Genomic DNA, 17,754 nt, shown 5'->3' on the forward strand with positions numbered 1-17,754 from the left:
AACCCGGCAGAGAGGCAGCGCGTGCTCGACCTGGCATTCTCCACAGAGGACCTGGCGCACACCCGGTTCGCGTTCTCCCCGGCGTGGGAGATCGTGGCGAGCGTCCGCGTCCTGAACCAGCCGGGGGAGCACGCCCTGCACCTGCCGTGGGTCAAACGCGCCACCGCGGCGCTCGACGAGGCCGGGCTCGACATCGAGCTGCTGCGCGACCTCGTCCCGCTGCGGCACCTGCCCGGCTTCCTCGCCGGGACGCCGTCGACGCCGTTGCCGGAGCTGGCCGACGAGCTCGCCGACCTGCGCGACGTGCCCGGCCGACTGGTCCGGCGCGAGCTGGACGCGATGAGCGGGCCGCGCTCACCCGCGTTGAACCGCTTCCACCGCGACCCCGAAGCCGGTCTCGAGCGGCTCGCGACGCTGATGGAGCGGTACTGGGAGCTGGTCCTGGCGCCCGACTGGCCGCGGATCCGAGCGCTGCTCGAAGCCGACGTGCTGCACCGGTCCCGGCTGCTGGCCCAGGGCGGCGCCGCCGAGCTGTTCAACGACCTCACTCCGCTGGTCCGCTGGCAGGGCGGCACGCTCACGGTGGCTCACCGGCACCTGCACGCGGCGGTGCCGCTCGACGGGCGCGGCCTGGTGCTGGTGCCCTCGGCGTTCGTCTGGCCGCGGGTGTTCTCCAAGACCGACCCGCGCTGGCAGCCGGTGCTGCGCTATCCGCCGCGCGGGATCGCCACGCTGTGGGAGACCGGCACGGCCACCGCGCCCGCCGCGCTGGCCGCCGTCGTGGGCCGCGGCCGCGCGATGCTGCTGACCGAGCTGGCCGCGCCGGCGTCCACCGCGGAGCTGGCCCGCCGCACCCGGCTGACCCCGGGCGCGGTGTCGCAGCACCTCGGCGCGCTGAAGGCGGCGGGCCTGGTCAGCGGCCACCGTGCCGGACGTCACGTGCTCTACGGGCGCACCCGGCTCGCGGAAGCCCTGGTCGCGGGCACCGGCGAAGTGGACTGCTGAGATACCCGCGTACTGGCCTGCTTGAAGGGTCCACCGCCGACCTACGCTCGGATTCGTCACCTCCTGTTCTCCGTGTGGAAAGGCCCCGTCGTGTCCGAGCAGCAGACCACTCCTTCGAACGGCACCGTCCAGTCCGTCACCGGCACCGCCAAGGTGAAGCGCGGCATGGCCGAGATGCTCAAGGGCGGCGTGATCATGGACGTGGTCACCGCCGAGCAGGCCAAGATCGCCGAAGACGCCGGCGCGGTCGCGGTGATGGCGCTGGAGCGCGTCCCGGCCGACATCCGCGCCCAGGGCGGCGTCGCGCGGATGAGCGACCCCGACCTGATCGACGGCATCATTTCGACCGTCTCGATCCCGGTGATGGCCAAGGCTCGCATCGGCCACTTCGTCGAGGCGCAGGTCCTGCAGTCCCTCGGCGTCGACTACGTGGACGAGTCCGAGGTCCTCACCCCGGCCGACTACGCCAACCACATCGACAAGTGGGCGTTCACGGTGCCGTTCGTCTGCGGCGCGACCAACCTGGGCGAGGCCCTGCGCCGGATCACCGAGGGCGCGGCGATGATCCGTTCCAAGGGCGAGGCGGGCACGGGCGACGTCTCCAACGCGACGACGCACATGCGCCAGATCCGCGCCCAGATCCGGCGGTTGCAGTCGCTGCCCGAGGACGAGCTGTTCGTCGCGGCGAAGGAGCTGCAGGCGCCGTACGAGCTGGTGCGCGAGGTGGCTGCCAACGGCAAGCTCCCGGTGGTGCTGTTCACGGCGGGCGGCATCGCCACCCCGGCGGACGCGGCGATGATGATGCAGCTGGGCGCGGAGGGCGTGTTCGTCGGCTCGGGCATCTTCAAGTCGGGCAACCCGGCCCAGCGCGCGGAGGCGATCGTGAAGGCGACGACGTTCTACGACGACCCGGATGTGCTCGCCAAGGTTTCGCGTGGGTTGGGTGAGGCCATGGTGGGGATCAATGTCGAGGAGCTGCCGGAGCCGCACCGGCTGGCCGAGCGCGGCTGGTGAGTTCTTGCTGTAGCGAAACGATTTCCGGGCCCGCGCCGCCGAACTTCGGCGGCGCGGGCCCGGTTGTTTCGGCGGCGCGGTCGGGATCGATCCGGTCGGGCGTGACGAGGTCGATGAGCTCGTATGGGAACTAGGACTAGGTGGCCCGGTACCGCACGGCGCTCGGCTCGGGTCGCCCGGACTCCCAGATCTCCCGCCCGATCATCTTTCCCAGCTCGCCGAAGCAGCCCTGGACGCCAAGCCGGTGGACGCAGAACCACCAGGCGTCCAGTTCATTCGCGATGAATCCGCGAAGCCGCTCCTGGTAGGAGTTGAACGCCCGGTCGTCGCCGAACGGGATCTCTTGGAACTCAGGTCGGGTTTCCCTGACGTGCAGTTCCACTCGGTCCCAGTACTCGGATGGCTGATCGAGCTCGCCGGGCTCGTCGGTCGCGAGGATGTTCAGGTGGTGGAAGCGCCCGGACTTCCCGTACCGGGCGAACACCGCGAAGACGAGGGGGATGACCTTGCTCGCCGTGATGCGCTCCCCGAGCCGGGCGGAGTCCCCGGGGGCCCCCGATCGCTCCATGCCGTCGCTGATCGCTGCCAGCATGAGCGCATTCAGCTTCTCGATGTCATGGCCCCAGCGCCTGAGCTGGTCGTTCGTGGGCCAGCTGTCTTCGTCCTCGACGGCCTTGCACCCGAGCATGACCTTCATCGTCTTCTCGGTGCCGATGCTCCCGAGCGAGAAGACTGTGTCGCCATCGGTGCGCACGTGCCGCATGTCCCTGATGGCGCGGATCGAGTCGCGCATCAGGTTTCGCGCAGCCTCCGACTCTTCGAGGAGGGCGAAACCTTGGCGCGCGGACAGGGCGGGGTGCAGCGCTGACCGGGGTTCGGCGGGCGTCGGTGTCATGGACTCTCGTCTCTCGTTCGCGGTAGGCGCACCGCCCCGCCGAGCGCGGCTGGTGACCACCTAGACGTACTCCGAAATCTCGACACCGTAAGTACCCGGCTCGAGGGCTTCGAAGATGTGCGGGACGTCGCCCGGGTAGGAGATGTAGTCGCCGGGGTTCAGCTCCTCCGGGGCCTCCAGCACGCCCACCCGGGCGCGGCCCGCGCACAGCACGATGTGCTCCATCACGCCGGTCATGTGCGGGTCCGACCGTCGCGGTGTGCCCGGCTCCGCTCGGATGAGGTACATGTCGCGGCGCGCGGACGGGGGACATGCCGACAGCAGCGTGCACGCGTAGTCAGCGTGCTCGGCGAACACCGTCGGGCCCTTGCCCGCGCGGATCACGCGGACCTTCGGGCGCTCCGGCTCGACCAGCCGGGAGAACGGCACGTCCAGGGCGACGCCGAGGGCCCACAGCGTCTCGACGCTCGGGTTGCCGGTGCCGGACTCCAGCTGGGAGAGCGTCGACTTGGCGAGGCCTGCGCGGCGGGCGACCTCGGTCAGGGACAAGCCCGCGCGGGTGCGCTCGCGGCGCAGGGACGCCGCGATGATCTCCAGTGGTGCGCCCGTCGTTTCCTGCGACATTGCTGTTCGCTCCATCGGTCGTTCTGTTCGCCTTGACGAACACGGGTGCCTGTGTTCACCATAGAACACATGCGTTCGATATGGCGAACACTCGATCGGGGCCTCGCCCGTGACATCGGCCTGGTCTGCTTGGCCGATTGTCTCGTGGGCGTGTCCTACGGGGCCATCGCGGTGAGCTCGGGCTTCCCGCTGTGGCTGCCGATGCTGATGTCGCTGCTGGTCTTCGCCGGCGCGTCGCAGTTCATGTTCATCGGCATCGTGGCCGCCGGCGGCAACCCGTTCGCCGCCGTGCTCGCCGGGCTGCTGGCCAACGCGCGGCACCTGCCCTTCGGCTTCGCGATCGGTGACGTCCTGGGCAAGCGGTGGCCCGCCCGGCTGGCCGGCAGCCACCTGATGATCGACGAATCGGTGGCGTTCGCACTGGCCCAGCGCGAGGCCGACCGCCGCCGGGCGGCGTACTGGGCGTGCAGTCTCGGCCTGTTCGTCTGCTGGAACGTCGGCGTGGTCGCGGGCGCGTTCGCCGGCTCGGTCATCAAGGACACCGACGTCTTCGGCCTCGACGCCGCCTTCCCGGCGGTGCTGCTGGCGCTGGTGCTGCCGTCGTTGCGCGACCGCGCGGCCCGGCTGCCGGTGGTGGTGGGCGTGGTGGTCGCGCTGGCGGCGACGCCGTTCCTGCCCGCCGGGCTGCCGGTGCTGCTCGCCCTGGCCGGCGTCGTCGTGGGTGCGCTGGCGAAGGAACCCGAACTGCAGGAGGTGGCCTGATGGACGGGGTGGAACTGCTGGTCGGCACGGCGGTGCTGGCGCTGGGGACGTTCGCGTTCCGGTTCGCCGGGCCGGTGCTGCGCAGCCGGGTGAAATTGTCTCCTCGGGCGGAACGGCTGATGGCACTGGCGGCGGTGGTCCTGCTGGCGGCGCTGGTCGCGGTCAGCGCGTTGACCGAGGGGCACGGTTTCGCCGGCTTCGCGCGGCCGGCCGGGGTGCTGGTCGCGGGGGTGCTGGCGTGGCGCAAAGCGCCGTTCGTCCTGGTGGTGGTCGCCGCGGCGGCGACGGCGGCCTTGCTGAGGCTGGCCGGAGTGCCCTGACCGGCCCGCGCTGTTGGCGAGTTGCCAGCGCCCCAATGTGGCCTTCGGTGCGTGAGACGCACCGAAGGCCACATTGGGTGCGCCGGACGCAACCAAGGCCACATTGGGGCGCTCGGGACCGGGGTTGACCTGCCGGGGAGGCGGCGGGGGAGTGCGTCTAGGCTGGTGGGAAGGTCTTTCGGGAGGTCGGGTGTCGTCTGAGCCGGTCATCGGTGTGCTCGCCATGCAGGGTGCCGTGCGCGAGCACGTCGCCATGCTGGAAGAAGCCGGTGCGCGTGCCAAGCCGGTGCGGCGAGCGAGTGAACTGTCCGAAGTGGATGGTCTCGTGCTGCCCGGCGGCGAGTCGACGACCATGTCGAAGCTGCTCGAGACGTTCGAGCTGCTGGAGCCGCTCAAAGCGCGGATCGCCGAGGGCATGCCCGCCTTCGGCTCGTGCGCCGGGATGATCCTGCTGGCGCGGCAGACCCTCGACGGGCGGCCCGACCAGCAGCAGCTCGGCGGGCTCGACGTCGTCGTGCGGCGCAACGCCTTCGGCAGGCAGGTCGACTCCTTCGAGGCGGACCTCGACTTCGCCGAGGTGGACGGCGGGCCGGTGCACGCGGTCTTCATCCGGGCCCCGTGGGTCGAGAAGGCGGGCGACGGCGTCGAGGTGCTGGCGACCGTCAGCGGAGTGCCCGACGACACCGCTAGGATCGTCGCGGTCCGGCAAGGGGCGGTGCTGGCGACCGCGTTCCACCCGGAGCTGACGCCCGACGTGCGGGTGCACCGGCTGTTCGTCGACCTCGCGCGGAAGGCTGCCTGAGACGCGGTGCCCGGCCGGGGTACGGAACAGATGGAGGAGAGATGAGCGGCCACTCCAAGTGGGCCACCACGAAGCACAAGAAGGCCAACCTCGACGCGAAGCGCGGCAAGCTCTTCGCGCGGTTGATCAAGAACATCGAGGTGGCCGCCCGCACGGGCACCGGTGGTGGCGACCCGGATGGCAACCCCACGCTCTACGACGCCATCCAGAAGGCGAAGAAGAACTCGGTCCCGCAGGACAACATCGAGCGCGCCCGCAAGCGCGGCGCCGGTGAAGAAGCCGGTGGCGCCGACTGGCAGAACATCACGTACGAGGGCTACGGCCCCAACGGCGTGGCGGTCCTGATCGAGTGCCTCACCGACAACAAGAACCGCGCCGCGATGGAGGTCCGCACCGCGCTCACCCGCAACGGCGGCTCGCTGGCCGACCCGGGCTCGGTCGCCTACATGTTCAACCGCAAGGGCGTCGTGCTCATGCCGAAGGCCGACGCCGCCGAGGACGACGTCCTCATGGCGGTCCTCGACGCGGGCGCCGAGGAGGTCAACGACCTCGACGAGAGCTTCGAGATCGTCTCCGAGGGCGGCGACCTGGTCCCGGTGCGCAAGGCACTGCAGGAGGCCGGCTTCGAGTACGAGTCGGCGGAGCTCACCTTCCTCCCGACGGTCAGCGTCCCCCTGGACGCCGACGGCGCGAAGAAGGTCTTCAAGCTGATCGACGCCCTCGAAGACTGCGACGACGTCCAGAACGTGTACGCGAACTTCGACGTCTCGGACGAGGTGCTCGCCGAAGTCGGCTGATTTTTTCCTTGCCGCGCAACACTTTTGGGCCCGGGCCGGAAACTTTCCGGCCCGGGCCCTGTGTTCGGCCGGGTCCGTCAGGCAGAATGTGCGCCGTGACCTCGACGACCCCCGCCTCCGCCGACATCACCGCCGATCTCTCCGAAGAAGACCTGCGCCTCATCGCGTGGATCGAGGAGCAGGCGAAGGACCGCGGCAACGCCGTCATCACGGTCGCCGGGGACGACGAAGGCGCCAACTACTGCTTCACCGCCTGTGCGTGGGCGCTGCACAACGTGCCCGAGGCCGTGGTGGTCGGCCTGCCCGAGCAGATGGGCCCCGTCCTGCTCGACGCCTACGTCGACCGCGCGGCCAACGGCGAGATCTTCGAGGTCGGCCGGCGTTACGACGACTTCTTCGAGGGCGTCCCCGTGGTCCTCGAGCGGGTCAACAAGGGGCACTACCCCGCGTTCTTCGGCTCGGCGTTCCTCATCTACCCCGACGGCGACTTCCCGGCGCTGCAGCTGATCGTCGCGACGCCTGAAGGCAAGTTCCCCTGGCACCCGGACGCCCCCGAGGGCTTCGCGCAGTGGCAGCAGGTCCTCACCGACAGCGGCGCCCCGGAAAGCTGGACCCCCGGCGTCGACGGGCCCTAGGAAGGGCTCAGAACTTCCGCAGGTCGGCGGCCGCTTCCGGATAGGTGGCCGCCAGCTCCGACGCGGGCGCGAACTCGACGCAGTCGTCCGTGTAGGGCGGCACCACGACCGTCCCCAGCAGGCTCCACCCGCCGAGTGTGACGGCCGCCTGCCAGGTCCCGGCGGGCACGACGACCTGCGGCCGCTGCCCGGCGGCCACGTCCGTGCCCAGCACCGGCCGCTCGACCGAGCCGTCCGGATGCAGCAGCAGCATCGACGCCGGCGCGCCCGCGTGGTGCACCCAGACCTCGACGCGGTCCAGCCGGTGCGGCGCGGAGCGCTCGGGCGCGACGAGCAGGTAGTAGATCGCGGACCCGGCGGCCGAGCGCCAGCTCTGCGTCCACTGCCCGCCCTCGACCGGTAAGGGCGCCAGGCCCAGGTGGGTGACGAAATCCGACGGCTCCGGCATGTCACCCATCCTGCCGGAGCGGCGCCCAGTAGCCTCGTAGCTCGAACTGATGTTCGCGGCGGAAGGAAGAACGGGTGCGCGTGCTCGGGGTCGACCCCGGTCTGACCAGGTGCGGCCTGGGCGTGGTCGACGGCGGCAAGGGCCGGGCCGTGCGGTGCGTCGCCGTCGACGTGGTCCGGACGCCGCCCGACGCGGACCTGGCCCACCGGCTGCTCGGCATCTCCGACGAAGTCGAGCGCTGGCTGGACAAGTACAAGCCGGCCGCCGTGGCGGTGGAGCGCGTCTTCGCCCAGCACAACGTCCGGACCGCGATGGGCACCGCGCAGGCCGGCGGGGTCGTCGCGCTGGCGGCCGCGCGGCGCGGGCTGCCCGTCGTCTTCCACACCCCGAGCGAGGTCAAGGCCGCGGTCAGCGGGTCGGGCCGAGCCGACAAGGCCCAGGTCACGGCCATGGTGATGCGCCTGCTGAACCTCGAGGTCGCGCCGCACCCCGCCGACGCCGCCGACGCCCTCGCGCTGGCCATCTGCCACCTCTGGCGGGAGCCGATGCGGGCCCGGCTCGCCGAGGCCGAAGCACGCGCGGCCGAGATGGCCCGCACGCACAAAGCCCGCCTCGCCGCGGCGGCGAAACAAGCCAAGAACCCTGGAGCAGCACGATGATCTCGTCGGTACGCGGAGAAGTCCTGTCGGTCGGGCTGGACCACGTCGTGGTCGAGGTCGGCGGGGTCGGCTTCGCCGTGCAGGCCACCCCGGCGACCCTGGCCACCCTGCGCCGCGGCGAGGAGGTCCGGCTGCACACCGCGCTGGTCGTGCGTGAGGACTCGCTGACGCTGTTCGGCTTCGCCGACGTCGACGCGCGGGAGCTGTTCGGCCTGCTGCAGACGGTGTCCGGCATCGGGCCGCGGCTCGCGCTGGCCACCCTCGCCGTGCTCGACCCGGACAAGCTGCGGGCCGCGCTGGTGGAAGGCAACATCACCGTGCTCACCTCGGTGCCCGGCATCGGCCGCAAGGGCGCCGAGCGGCTCACCCTCGAACTGCGCGACAAGGTCACCGCGCTCGGCGGCGCCGACGGCGCGCCCGCGGTCACCGCGCCCGGCGCCCTGCGTGCGGAGGTCGTCGAGGCGCTGGCCGGGCTCGGCTTCCCGGCCAAGCAGGCCGAGCAGGCCGTCGACAAGGTGCTCGCCGACGGTGACGGCCACACGACGTCCAGCGTGCTGCGTGCCGCGCTGACCACCCTCGGCCGGAAGCGGTAGGCGCGGCCGTGGAGTATGAAGCCGTGGAGGAAGAGGAAGCCCTCTCGGCGTGGGCCCAGACCGGCGAAGACACCGTCGAGGGCACGCTGCGGCCCCGCAAGCTCGACGAGTTCGTCGGCCAGCCGCGCGTGCGCGAGCAGCTGGAGCTGGTGCTGGAGAGCGCCCGCCGCCGCGGGGTGCCGCCCGACCACATCCTGCTGTCCGGCCCGCCCGGGCTGGGCAAGACGTCGATGGCGATGATCGTCGCCGCCGAGCTGGGCGCGGCCATCCGGATCACCTCCGGCCCGGCGCTGGAACGGGCCGGCGACCTCGCCGCGATGCTGTCCAACCTCGCGCCCGGGGACGTCCTGTTCATCGACGAGATCCACCGGATCGCCCGCCCCGCCGAGGAGATGCTGTACCTGGCGATGGAGGACTTCCGCGTCGACGTCGTGGTCGGCAAGGGACCGGGCGCCACCAGCATCCCGCTGGAGATCGCGCCGTTCACGCTGGTCGGGGCCACCACGCGGTCCGGCTCGCTGACCGGGCCGCTGCGCGACCGGTTCGGCTTCACCGGCCAGATGGAGTTCTACACCGACACCGAGCTGGAGCTGGTCGTCCGCCGCGCGGCCACGATCCTCGACATCCCGATCGACCGCGACGGCTGTCAGGAGATCGCCGGCCGCTCGCGCGGCACGCCCCGGATCGCGAACCGGCTGCTGCGGCGCGTGCGCGACTACGCCGAGGTCCGCGCCGACGGCAAGGTGACCCTCGAAGTGGCCCGCGCCGCGCTGGCCGTCTACGACGTCGACGAGCTGGGCCTCGACCGGCTCGACCGGGCCGTGCTCACCGCGCTGACCAGGTCGTTCGGTGGTGGCCCGGTCGGTATTTCGACGCTCGCGGTGGCCGTGGGGGAGGAGGCGACCACCGTGGAAGAGGTGTGTGAGCCCTACCTCGTGCGCGCCGGTATGCTCGCCCGCACCCCGCGCGGCCGGGTCGCGACCGCGGCGGCGTGGGAACACCTCGGCATGGTGCCGCCCGCGGACCTCCCGGGGCGCCCGGACCAGGGCGGGCCGTCGCCGTTCGAGCAGGACTGAGCGGCTCGTACCGGCGGGTGGGTGCTGGCGTCCGCGCTGGTACCTGGCACACTTGACAGGAGCACATACCCAAAAACCGGACATTTCGGCTGGGCCCGGTGTCCGTCGAACGGAGAATCATGCAACAGCTATTGCTGCCCCTGCTGCTCGTGCTCGTCCTCGCCGTGCCGCTGGTGATGAGCACTCGCAAGCAGAAGAAGCAGCAGGCGGCGCAACAGGAGCTGCAGAACAGCATCGCCCCCGGTGACCGCGTGATGACCACCTCGGGTCTCTACGGCACCGTTGCCGACGCCTCCGGTGACAACACGATCGACATCGAGATCGCCCCCGGCGTCGTCACCACCTGGCTGCGCCTGGCGGTCCGCGAAAAGGTCGAGCCGGTCGTCGAGACCGACGAGGACACCGCGGACGAGGCCGAGGCCCCCGCCGAAGAGTCGATCATCGCCTCGGACGCCGGCGTCAAGGACGACGAGCCGCAGACCACCGCGCAGGTGGCCCCGCCGCTGGAGCACGGCAAGAAGTAGCCCTCGCGGCACCCTGGGTGGGCCGCGGAAACGCCCGACGAAAGTCGGTGTGGCCTCGCACGCCGGGCTCACGCAGCACCGAGTAGTGTCTCGGTGCTGCGTGCGTGTCCGCCGTCATACCCGTGCCCGGGAGTGAATCGCACACAGCCCCTCCCGGTAACCCTCCGGGCGGGCACCGCTTAGTGGGGCAACCCAGTCCGAGGAGACCGAAGCACCGTGGCATCATCGGCCGGGCATCTCCGCCCGGGACGCTATCTCGCCTTCTTCGCCCTGATCGTGATCGTGCTGTACGCGCTGGTGTTCCTCACCGGCAACCACAAGCCGACCCCGAAGCTGGGTATCGACCTGCAAGGCGGCACCCGGGTCACGCTCACCGCCCGCACCCCCGACGGCGGCCAGCCCACCCGCGAGTCCCTGAACCAGGCGCGCCAGATCATCGAGCGGCGCGTCAACGGGATCGGCGTCGGCGGCACCGAGGTCCTCCTCGACGGCAACAACGTCGTCATCACCGTCCCCGGCGAGCAGGGCGACCAGGCGAAGAACCTGGGCAAGACCGCCAAGCTGGGCTTCCGGAAGGTCGTCAGCGCCGCGACCCAGCCGGTGGTGCCCCCGCAGACGAACCCGCCGCCGGCTACGAACACGCCGACCTCCGGCGCCCCGACCTCGGGCGCGCCGAGCAGCTCGGCCCCGGCCGCCACCTCGAGCGCGCCGCCGTCCAGCCCGGTCGCCGGTGGTGGCGGTGGCGCCGCCGCCGCGCCCGCGCAGCAGCAGAGCACCACGCCGGCCCCGCCGAGCAGCAGCACCACGCCGCCGCCGTCGAGCCAGGCCCCGGCTCCCTCGGACGGCTCGGTCGACGCGAAGACCGCGCAGGAGATCCAGGCCGCGAAGGCGCTGCGCCAGAACAAGGACCTGATCGGCGCCGACGGCCAGCCGAACCAGGAGCTCGTCACCAAGGCGATGGCGGCGCTGACCTGCGCGCCCAACGCCAACGACCCGCTCGAGGGCAACGACGACCCGAAGCTGCCGCTGGTCGCCTGCGGTGACCACGACACGTACAAGTACCTGCTGGAGCCGGAGTTCCTGCCGGGCACCGAGATCTCGGACGCGAACTCGACGTTCAACACGCAGAACGGCCAGTGGGTGGTCAACCTCAGCTTCAAGAGCGAGGGCACCAAGATCTGGGCGGACTTCACGTCGAAGAACGTCAACCAGCAGGCCGCCTTCGTGCTCGACACGCAGGTCGTCTCGGCGCCGAACATCCAGGTGGCCATCCTCGACGGCAACACCCAGATCACCGGCAAGTTCACGCAGGCCGAGGCGAAGGACCTCTCGGACATCCTGAAGTACGGCTCGCTGCCGCTGTCGTTCGCCTCGTCGGACGCGACCACCGTGTCGGCGACCCTGGGCTACGCCTCGCTGCAGGCCGGCCTCATCGCCGGCGGCATCGGCCTGCTGGTCGTGTTCGTCTACTGCCTGTTCTACTACCGCCTGCTCGGCGTGCTCACGATCCTCTCGCTGGCCCTGTCCGGTGCGCTGGTGTTCGCGGTCCTTGTGCTGCTGGGCCGCTGGATCGGCTACACGCTGGACCTCGCGGGCATCGCCGGCCTGATCATCGCCATCGGTATCACGGCCGACTCGTTCGTCATCTACTTCGAACGACTGAAGGACGAGATCCGGGAAGGACGGACATTCCGGTCCGCGGTGCCGCGCGGCTGGGTCCGCGCCCGGCGCACCATCCTGGCCTCGGACGGCGTGAGCTTCCTGGCCGCGGCGATCCTGTACGTCATCGCGGTCGGCGACGTCCAGGGCTTCGCGTTCACCCTCGGCATGTCCACGGTCCTCGACCTCGTGGTCGTGTACCTCGTGACGCACCCGCTGGTGGCCATGGTGTCCACGTCGAAGTCGAAGTTCCTGTCCAATCCGAGGAACCTGGGCCTCGGCGCCGTGCAGCAAGTGGGTTCGCAGCGTAAGAAGTCGACCTCGGTCGGCCGCGCGAACGTGAAGGAGGCCTGACGTGGGCGTCGAAGAACTGGGCACGGACGCCGACGGCGACGTCAAGGTCGCGGCGAAGCCCGGCAAGAAGGAAAGCATCTTCCACCGGCTCTACGTCGGCACCGGCGCGTTCGACGTCGTCGGCAAGCGCAAGCGCTGGTACCTCTTCTTCGGGGCGCTGGTGCTGGTGTGCCTCGCCTCGATGGTCTTCCGCGGCTTCAACATCGGCATCGAGTTCGAGGGCGGCACGCAGATCCAGATGCCGGCCAACGGCATCCACGGCGTGATCACCGAGGAGCAGGCCAAGGAGTCGTTCCAGAAGGCCCTCGGCCGTCCGGCGGCGGAGACGCAGAAGGTCGGCACGGGCAACGCGTCGACCATCCAGATCCGCACCGACACGCTGGACGCGGCCGACGTCGCGAAGGTCAAGCAGGGCCTGTTCACCGACCTGGGCCCGAAGGGCACCAACGGCCAGCCGAGCGTCCAGGCCATCAGTGACAGCGCGGTGAGCGCGTCGTGGGGTGGCGAGATCTCGCAGAAGGCGTTGATCGCGCTCATCGTCTTCCTCGTCGCGGTGGTCATCTTCCTGGCCGTCTACTTCGACCCGCGGATGGCCGCGGCCGCGTTGATCTCGCTGCTGCACGACATCCTGGTCACGGCCGGTGTGTACTCGCTGGTCGGCTTCGAGGTCACCCCGGCGACCGTGATCGGCCTGCTGACGATCCTCGGGTTCTCGCTGTACGACACGGTGGTGGTGTTCGACAAGGTCCGCGAGAACACGCGTGGCCTGCTCGGGCTGACCCGCCGCACGTACGGCGAAGCCGCGAACCTGGCGCTCAACCAGACCCTGATGCGGTCGTTCAACACGGCGTTCATCGCGCTGCTGCCGATCCTGGGCCTGCTGATCGTCGGGTACATCCTGCTCGGCTCGGGCACGCTGCAGGACCTGGCGCTGGTGCAGCTGACCGGCACCCTGGTCGGCGTGCTGTCCTCGGTCGCGCTGGCGACGCCGCTGCTGGTCGACTTCAAGATGCGCGACCCGAAGTACGTGCAGCAGGCCGAGCGGGTCCGGCAGCGCCGGGTCAACCAGGAGCGCAAGGCGGCCGCGGGCGAGGACTTCGACGCCTCGGACGACGACGCCCTGGCCAAGGAGCTGCGCAAGGAGAAGGCGTACGCGGCCGCGGCCAGCGTGCCCGCCCGGATCCAGAAGCAGCGCCCGCAGGGCAAGCCTTCGGGCAAGCGGAAGCGCTGACGTGCAGCTGGACGACGCCCTCGGCCTGATCGCCGAGGTGCCGGACTTCCCGGAGCCCGGCGTGCTGTTCCGCGACCTGAGTCCGCTGTTCGCGGACGCGGGCGCGTTCAAAGCGGTGACCGACGCGCTGGCGGGCACCCTCGACCCTGGAGTCGAGGCGCTCGCCGGCGTGGAGGCCCGCGGGTTCCTCCTCGCCGCGGCCGTCGGGTACGCCCGCGGCCTCGGCGTGGTGCTGATCCGCAAGCCCGGCAAGCTGCCGCAGGTGGCGGGCCGGGTGGACTACGCGCTGGAGTACGGCACGGCGACGGTCGAGCTGCCGGCCGGCGTGGTCAAACCCGGCCGGCGCATCGCGATCCTCGACGACGTCCTCGCGACGGGCGGCACGGTCGCGGCGACGGGCAAGCTCCTGGAAGACGCGGGCGCGGTCGTCGACAGCGTCTCGGTGGTCCTGGAGCTGGCGGCCCTGGGCGGCCGCGAGGTCCTGGGAGACCGGAAGGTCCACGCCCTCCAGTCCTGCTGAGTGCCCTGCCGCAGCTCCTCGTGAGTGGTTAGGGCGGTTCTAACCGCCCTAACCACTCACGACGACTGCGGCAGGGGAGAAGTGGCTGGTCGGGGGCTTGTCGTCACCCTGAACGGGCGCACCCCGGATGGCCGCGAGGCGTAGCGGCTACCCTGGTGGTTCGAACGGCCGCACGAAGCAGCAGGAGGTGCGGGTGAGCCAGGAGCTCGACGCCGCGGTGCCCGCCAAAGAGGGCGCCCCGCAGAACGGGCAGGCGGCGGCACAGCCCGCGCCGCCGAAGCCGAACGGCGCGGCGCCGAGCCCGTCCGCGACCCGGCGGGTCCGGGCGCGTCTCGCCCGGCGGATCACCGCGCAGCGCGCCGCCCCGGTCAAGCAGGTCCTCGAACCCCTGGCCGTCATCCACCGCGAGCTGCACCCCAACGCCGACCTCGGGCTGCTCCAGCGCGCCTACGACGTCGCCGAGGAGCTGCACCGCAACCAGCGGCGCAAGTCCGGCGACCCGTACATCACGCACCCGCTGGCCGTCGCGACCATCCTCGCCGAGCTGGGCATGGACACCACCACGCTCGTCGCCGCCCTGCTGCACGACACGGTCGAAGACACCGGCTACGCCGTCGAGAGCCTGAAGGCCGACTTCGGCGAGAAGGTCGCCGAGCTGGTCGACGGCGTCACGAAGCTGGACAAGGTCAAGCTCGGCACCTCCGCCGAGGCCGAGACCATCCGCAAGATGGTCATCGCGATGGCCAAGGACCCCCGCGTCCTGGTCATCAAGCTCGCCGACCGGCTGCACAACATGCGCACCATGCGCTTCCTGCCGCCGGAGAAGCAGGCCCGCAAGGCCCGCGAGACGCTCGAAGTCCTCGCCCCGCTCGCGCACCGGCTCGGCATGGCCACGGTGAAGTGGGAGCTGGAGGACCTCGCGTTCGCCATCCTGCAGCCCAAGAAGTACGACGAGATCGTGCGCCTGGTCGCCGACCGCGCGCCCTCGCGCGACATCTACCTGCGCTCCGTCATCACCGACCTGACCAGCAACCTCGTTTCGTCGCGGATCACCGCGAAGGTCGAGGGCCGGCCGAAGCACTACTACTCGATCCACCAGAAGATGATCGTCCGCGGCCGCGACCTGGACGACATCCACGACCTGGTCGGCGTGCGGATCCTGGTCGAGGACGTCCGCGACTGCTACGCCGCGATGGGTGTGGTGCACGCCCTGTGGCAGCCGGTTCCGGGCCGGTTCAAGGACTACATCGCGCAGCCGCGCTTCGGCGTCTACCAGTCGCTGCACACCACCGTGATCGGCCCGGACGGCAAGCCCCTCGAGGTGCAGATCCGCACCTACGAGATGCACCGCACCGCCGAGTACGGCATCGCCGCGCACTGGCGCTACAAGGAAACCAAGGGCACGCACAACGGCAACGCCATGGACGTCGACGAGATGGCGTGGATGCGCCAGCTCCTCGACTGGCAGCGCGAGGCGGCGGACCCGGGTGACTTCCTCGAGTCGCTGCGCTACGAGCTGGCCGCGCGCGAGATCTTCGTGTTCACGCCCAAGGGCGACGTCATCACGCTGCCGGTCGACTCGACGCCGGTCGACTTCGCCTACGCCGTGCACACCGAGGTCGGCCACCGCTGCATCGGCGCCCGTGTCAACGGCCGCCTGGTCGCGCTGGAACGCAAGCTCGAAAACGGCGAAGTCGTCGAGATCTTCACGTCCAAGGCGGAGAATGCCGGGCCCTCGCGCGACTGGCTGCAGTTCGCCGGCTCGCCGAAGGCGCGGGCGAAGATCCGGCAGTGGTTCGCCAAGGAACGCCGTGACGAGGCGATCGAGGGCGGCAAGGAAGCCATCACCAAGGAGATCCGCAAGGTCGGCCTGCCGATCCAGCGCCTGGTCTCCGCGGAGTCGATGGGCTCGGTCGCCACCGAGCTGCGCCACGGCGACATCTCGTCGCTGTACGCGGCGGTCGGCGAAGGCCACACGAGCGCGAAGCACGTCGTGCAAAGGCTGGTCGCGCTCATCGGCGGCGTCGATGCGGCGGAAGAGGAGCTCGCCGAGCGCGCGACGCCGTCCACCGTCACCCGGCGCCGCGGCTCCAACGACGTCGGCGTGGTGGTCAAGGGCGCCAGCGACGTCTGGGCGAAGCTCGCCCGCTGCTGCACCCCGGTGCCGGGCGACGAGATCCTCGGCTTCGTGACCCGCGGTGGCGGCGTCTCGGTGCACCGCACGGACTGCACCAACGCCGGCGACCTGCAGTCCCAGCCCGAGCGGCTGGTCGAGGTCGAGTGGGCGCCCTCGGCGTCGTCGGTCTTCCTGGTGGCCATCCAGGTCGAGGCGCTCGACCGGCACCGGCTCCTCTCGGACGTCACGAAGGTGCTGGCCGACGAGAAGGTCAACATCCTCTCGGCTTCGGTCACCACGTCGCGCGACCGCGTCGCGGTCAGCCGCTTCTCGTTCGAGATGGGCGACCCGAAGCACCTCGGCCACGTCCTCAAGGTGGTCCGCGGCGTGGAGGGCGTCTACGACGTCTACCGCGTGACGTCGGCGTCCTAGGCCGTCCAGGAGACCCCCGCGGCCGCCGCGATCCGCTCGCGTGACTCCAGGAGCCGCGCGCGCAACGGCGGCAGGTCGACGTCGAGCAGGCGGCCGGCCCGCTTGACCGCTTTCCCGGCGACGAAGACGCTGTCCACCAGCCCGGGGTGACCGGCGCTGACGATGGTGCGGACCGGGTCGGCGACGGGGAAGACCGAGAGGTCCTCGGCGTCGAGCAGGACCAGATCGGCGTCGTGGCCGATGGTCAGCCGGCCGGTGGTGCGCCCCAGGGCCCTGGCACCGTCCACAGTGGCGAACTCGAGGACGTCGCGAGCCGTGACGCCGCCGCGCTCGGCGGCCAGCGCCGTGCGCATGGCGCCGAACAGGTCGCCGCCGGCGGACAGGCAGTCGTCGACCGACAGCGTCGGGCGCAGACCGGCGGCGAGCGCCCGGCCGGTCACCGGCGGCGCGAAGCCCATCTTCAGCTCGACGTCCGGGCTGACCGACACCGAACACCCCGCGTCGGCCAGCATCAGGAGCTGGTCGTCGGACAGGTCGTTGCCGTGCACGACGGTGGTGCGCTCGTCGAGCAGCCCGCGCTCTCGCATGCCGGCGATCGGCCGGTCGCCGTGGCGCCACCCGCCGGTGCCGTGGACGTGCACGCTCACCGGCAGCCCGAGTTCCCGCGCCAGCGCCACATCGGTGGCCGTCTCGTCCATTGTGGACATCACCGGGCCGCGCAGGCCCAACGCCATGTCCTCGCCCGGCAGCAGGGCCCGCACCCGCCGGATCTCCGGCGTGATGTCCGGCCCGTCGGCGCCGTAGCAGAAGATCGAGTGGCCGGGTGCGTCGCGCAGCCCGGCGATTGCGGCGTCGGCGTTCTCCGGGTGGAGGGCGCAGTGGAACCAGTCGAGCATGGTCGTGACGCCGGAGTTCAGGGCTTCGAGCCGGCCGAGGAGGTTGCCGAGGTAGACGTCCTCCGGCCGGTAGTGCGGCTTGAGCGTGCCGTGCGCGGCGACGCGGTACTGGTCGAACGTCCAGTCCGCGCCGAGGCCGCGGAACGCCGTCTGCCAGGTGTGCCGGTGGGTGTCGACGAACCCGGGCAGCACGATCTTCCCCGTCGCCTCGACGATCTCGGCGTCGGCCTCGAGACCGGCGCCGACGGCGGCGATCCGGCCGTCCTCGATGAGGACGTCACCGCGGGGGAGCACCCCGACGGCCGGATCCATGCTGACCACCATGCCGCCGCGCACGAGTGTCTTCATCGGCTTCCCTCCAAGGAGTTGACGTGTCAACTCTGTATGCTACG

Annotated in this window: 19 protein-coding genes; 15 read left to right on the forward strand and 4 right to left on the reverse strand. The window is 71.0% G+C overall.

Annotated elements, in window-relative coordinates:
• The first annotated feature begins 21 nt into the window (after positions 1-21).
• Entirely contained in the window at positions 22-1,005 is a 984-nt protein-coding gene (locus M8542_RS41180; protein WP_257925811.1) for an ArsR/SmtB family transcription factor, read from the forward strand.
• A gap of 90 nt (positions 1,006-1,095) precedes the next feature.
• Positions 1,096-2,019 carry a pyridoxal 5'-phosphate synthase lyase subunit PdxS gene (pdxS, locus tag M8542_RS41185; protein WP_257925812.1) on the forward strand — a complete coding sequence of 308 codons (924 nt, stop codon included), beginning with the start codon at positions 1,096-1,098 and terminating at the stop codon, positions 2,017-2,019.
• 136 nt (positions 2,020-2,155) lie between these two features.
• Here the strand turns inward: pdxS and M8542_RS41190 are convergent, their stop codons facing one another.
• Together M8542_RS41190 and M8542_RS41195 are read right to left on the reverse strand one after the other, a co-directional pair.
• A complete protein-coding gene (locus M8542_RS41190; protein WP_257925813.1) occupies positions 2,156-2,974 on the reverse strand; it encodes a hypothetical protein in 819 nt (272 codons plus the stop codon).
• Positions 2,975-3,538, reverse strand: coding sequence for a helix-turn-helix domain-containing protein (locus M8542_RS41195; protein ID WP_086675259.1), 564 nt, complete (start codon positions 3,536-3,538; stop codon positions 2,975-2,977).
• Positions 3,539-3,607: 69 nt separating this feature from the next.
• Here M8542_RS41195 and M8542_RS41200 point away from each other — a divergent pair, with 69 nt between their 5' ends.
• The 5 genes from M8542_RS41200 to M8542_RS41220 all read left to right on the forward strand — a co-directional run bounded on the left by M8542_RS41200 (position 3,608) and on the right by M8542_RS41220 (position 6,854).
• Positions 3,608-4,300 carry an AzlC family ABC transporter permease gene (locus M8542_RS41200; RefSeq protein ID WP_257925814.1) on the forward strand — a complete coding sequence of 231 codons (693 nt, stop codon included), beginning with the start codon at positions 3,608-3,610 and terminating at the stop codon, positions 4,298-4,300.
• Complete coding sequence (locus M8542_RS41205) at positions 4,300-4,620, forward strand: AzlD domain-containing protein (protein ID WP_257925815.1); 321 nt, start codon at positions 4,300-4,302, stop codon at positions 4,618-4,620. Before M8542_RS41200 ends, M8542_RS41205 begins: the two co-directional genes overlap by 1 nt.
• 190 nt (positions 4,621-4,810) lie before the next feature.
• Positions 4,811-5,422, forward strand: a complete 612-nt coding sequence (gene pdxT, locus M8542_RS41210; protein ID WP_257925816.1) for a pyridoxal 5'-phosphate synthase glutaminase subunit PdxT — start codon at positions 4,811-4,813, stop codon at positions 5,420-5,422.
• Positions 5,423-5,463: 41 nt separating this feature from the next.
• Complete coding sequence (locus tag M8542_RS41215; protein WP_257925817.1) at positions 5,464-6,219, forward strand: YebC/PmpR family DNA-binding transcriptional regulator; 756 nt, start codon at positions 5,464-5,466, stop codon at positions 6,217-6,219.
• A gap of 86 nt (positions 6,220-6,305) precedes the next feature.
• On the forward strand, positions 6,306-6,854 hold the full coding sequence (locus M8542_RS41220) for a DUF4262 domain-containing protein (RefSeq protein ID WP_257925818.1): 549 nt from the start codon (positions 6,306-6,308) through the stop codon (positions 6,852-6,854).
• A 7-nt stretch (positions 6,855-6,861) separates the two neighbouring features.
• Here the strand turns inward: M8542_RS41220 and M8542_RS41225 are convergent, their stop codons facing one another.
• Positions 6,862-7,302 carry a cupin domain-containing protein gene (locus M8542_RS41225; protein ID WP_257925819.1) on the reverse strand — a complete coding sequence of 147 codons (441 nt, stop codon included), beginning with the start codon at positions 7,300-7,302 and terminating at the stop codon, positions 6,862-6,864.
• Between the two features lie 74 nt (positions 7,303-7,376).
• Between M8542_RS41225 and ruvC the strand changes: the two genes are divergently transcribed.
• From ruvC to M8542_RS41265, 8 genes are all read left to right on the forward strand, one after another.
• A complete protein-coding gene (gene ruvC, locus M8542_RS41230; protein ID WP_257925820.1) occupies positions 7,377-7,961 on the forward strand; it encodes a crossover junction endodeoxyribonuclease RuvC in 585 nt (194 codons plus the stop codon).
• A complete protein-coding gene (gene ruvA, locus M8542_RS41235) occupies positions 7,958-8,554 on the forward strand; it encodes a Holliday junction branch migration protein RuvA (RefSeq protein ID WP_257925821.1) in 597 nt (198 codons plus the stop codon). The genes ruvC and ruvA overlap by 4 nt, the downstream gene beginning before the upstream one ends.
• An 8-nt stretch (positions 8,555-8,562) precedes the next feature.
• Positions 8,563-9,630, forward strand: a complete 1,068-nt coding sequence (gene ruvB / locus M8542_RS41240; protein WP_257925822.1) for a Holliday junction branch migration DNA helicase RuvB — start codon at positions 8,563-8,565, stop codon at positions 9,628-9,630.
• Between the two features lie 119 nt (positions 9,631-9,749).
• Entirely contained in the window at positions 9,750-10,154 is a 405-nt protein-coding gene (gene yajC, locus M8542_RS41245) for a preprotein translocase subunit YajC (RefSeq protein WP_257925823.1), read from the forward strand.
• 216 nt (positions 10,155-10,370) lie between these two features.
• Positions 10,371-12,167: a protein translocase subunit SecD gene (gene secD / locus M8542_RS41250; RefSeq protein WP_257925824.1), complete on the forward strand. Its 1,797-nt coding sequence runs from the start codon at positions 10,371-10,373 to the stop codon at positions 12,165-12,167.
• 1 nt (position 12,168) lies between these two features.
• Complete coding sequence (gene secF / locus M8542_RS41255; RefSeq protein ID WP_257925825.1) at positions 12,169-13,398, forward strand: protein translocase subunit SecF; 1,230 nt, start codon at positions 12,169-12,171, stop codon at positions 13,396-13,398.
• Position 13,399: 1 nt separating this feature from the next.
• A complete protein-coding gene (locus tag M8542_RS41260) occupies positions 13,400-13,918 on the forward strand; it encodes an adenine phosphoribosyltransferase (protein ID WP_257925826.1) in 519 nt (172 codons plus the stop codon).
• A gap of 193 nt (positions 13,919-14,111) precedes the next feature.
• Entirely contained in the window at positions 14,112-16,466 is a 2,355-nt protein-coding gene (locus tag M8542_RS41265; RefSeq protein WP_257925827.1) for a RelA/SpoT family protein, read from the forward strand.
• Here the strand turns inward: M8542_RS41265 and M8542_RS41270 are convergent.
• Positions 16,463-17,710, reverse strand: coding sequence for an amidohydrolase family protein (locus tag M8542_RS41270; RefSeq protein ID WP_257925828.1), 1,248 nt, complete (start codon positions 17,708-17,710; stop codon positions 16,463-16,465). The genes M8542_RS41265 and M8542_RS41270 overlap by 4 nt on opposite strands.
• Positions 17,711-17,754: the final 44 nt, after the last annotated feature.

Origin of the sequence: Amycolatopsis iheyensis, assembly GCF_024703995.1 — a bacterium.
Taxonomy (GTDB): domain Bacteria; phylum Actinomycetota; class Actinomycetes; order Mycobacteriales; family Pseudonocardiaceae; genus Amycolatopsis; species Amycolatopsis iheyensis.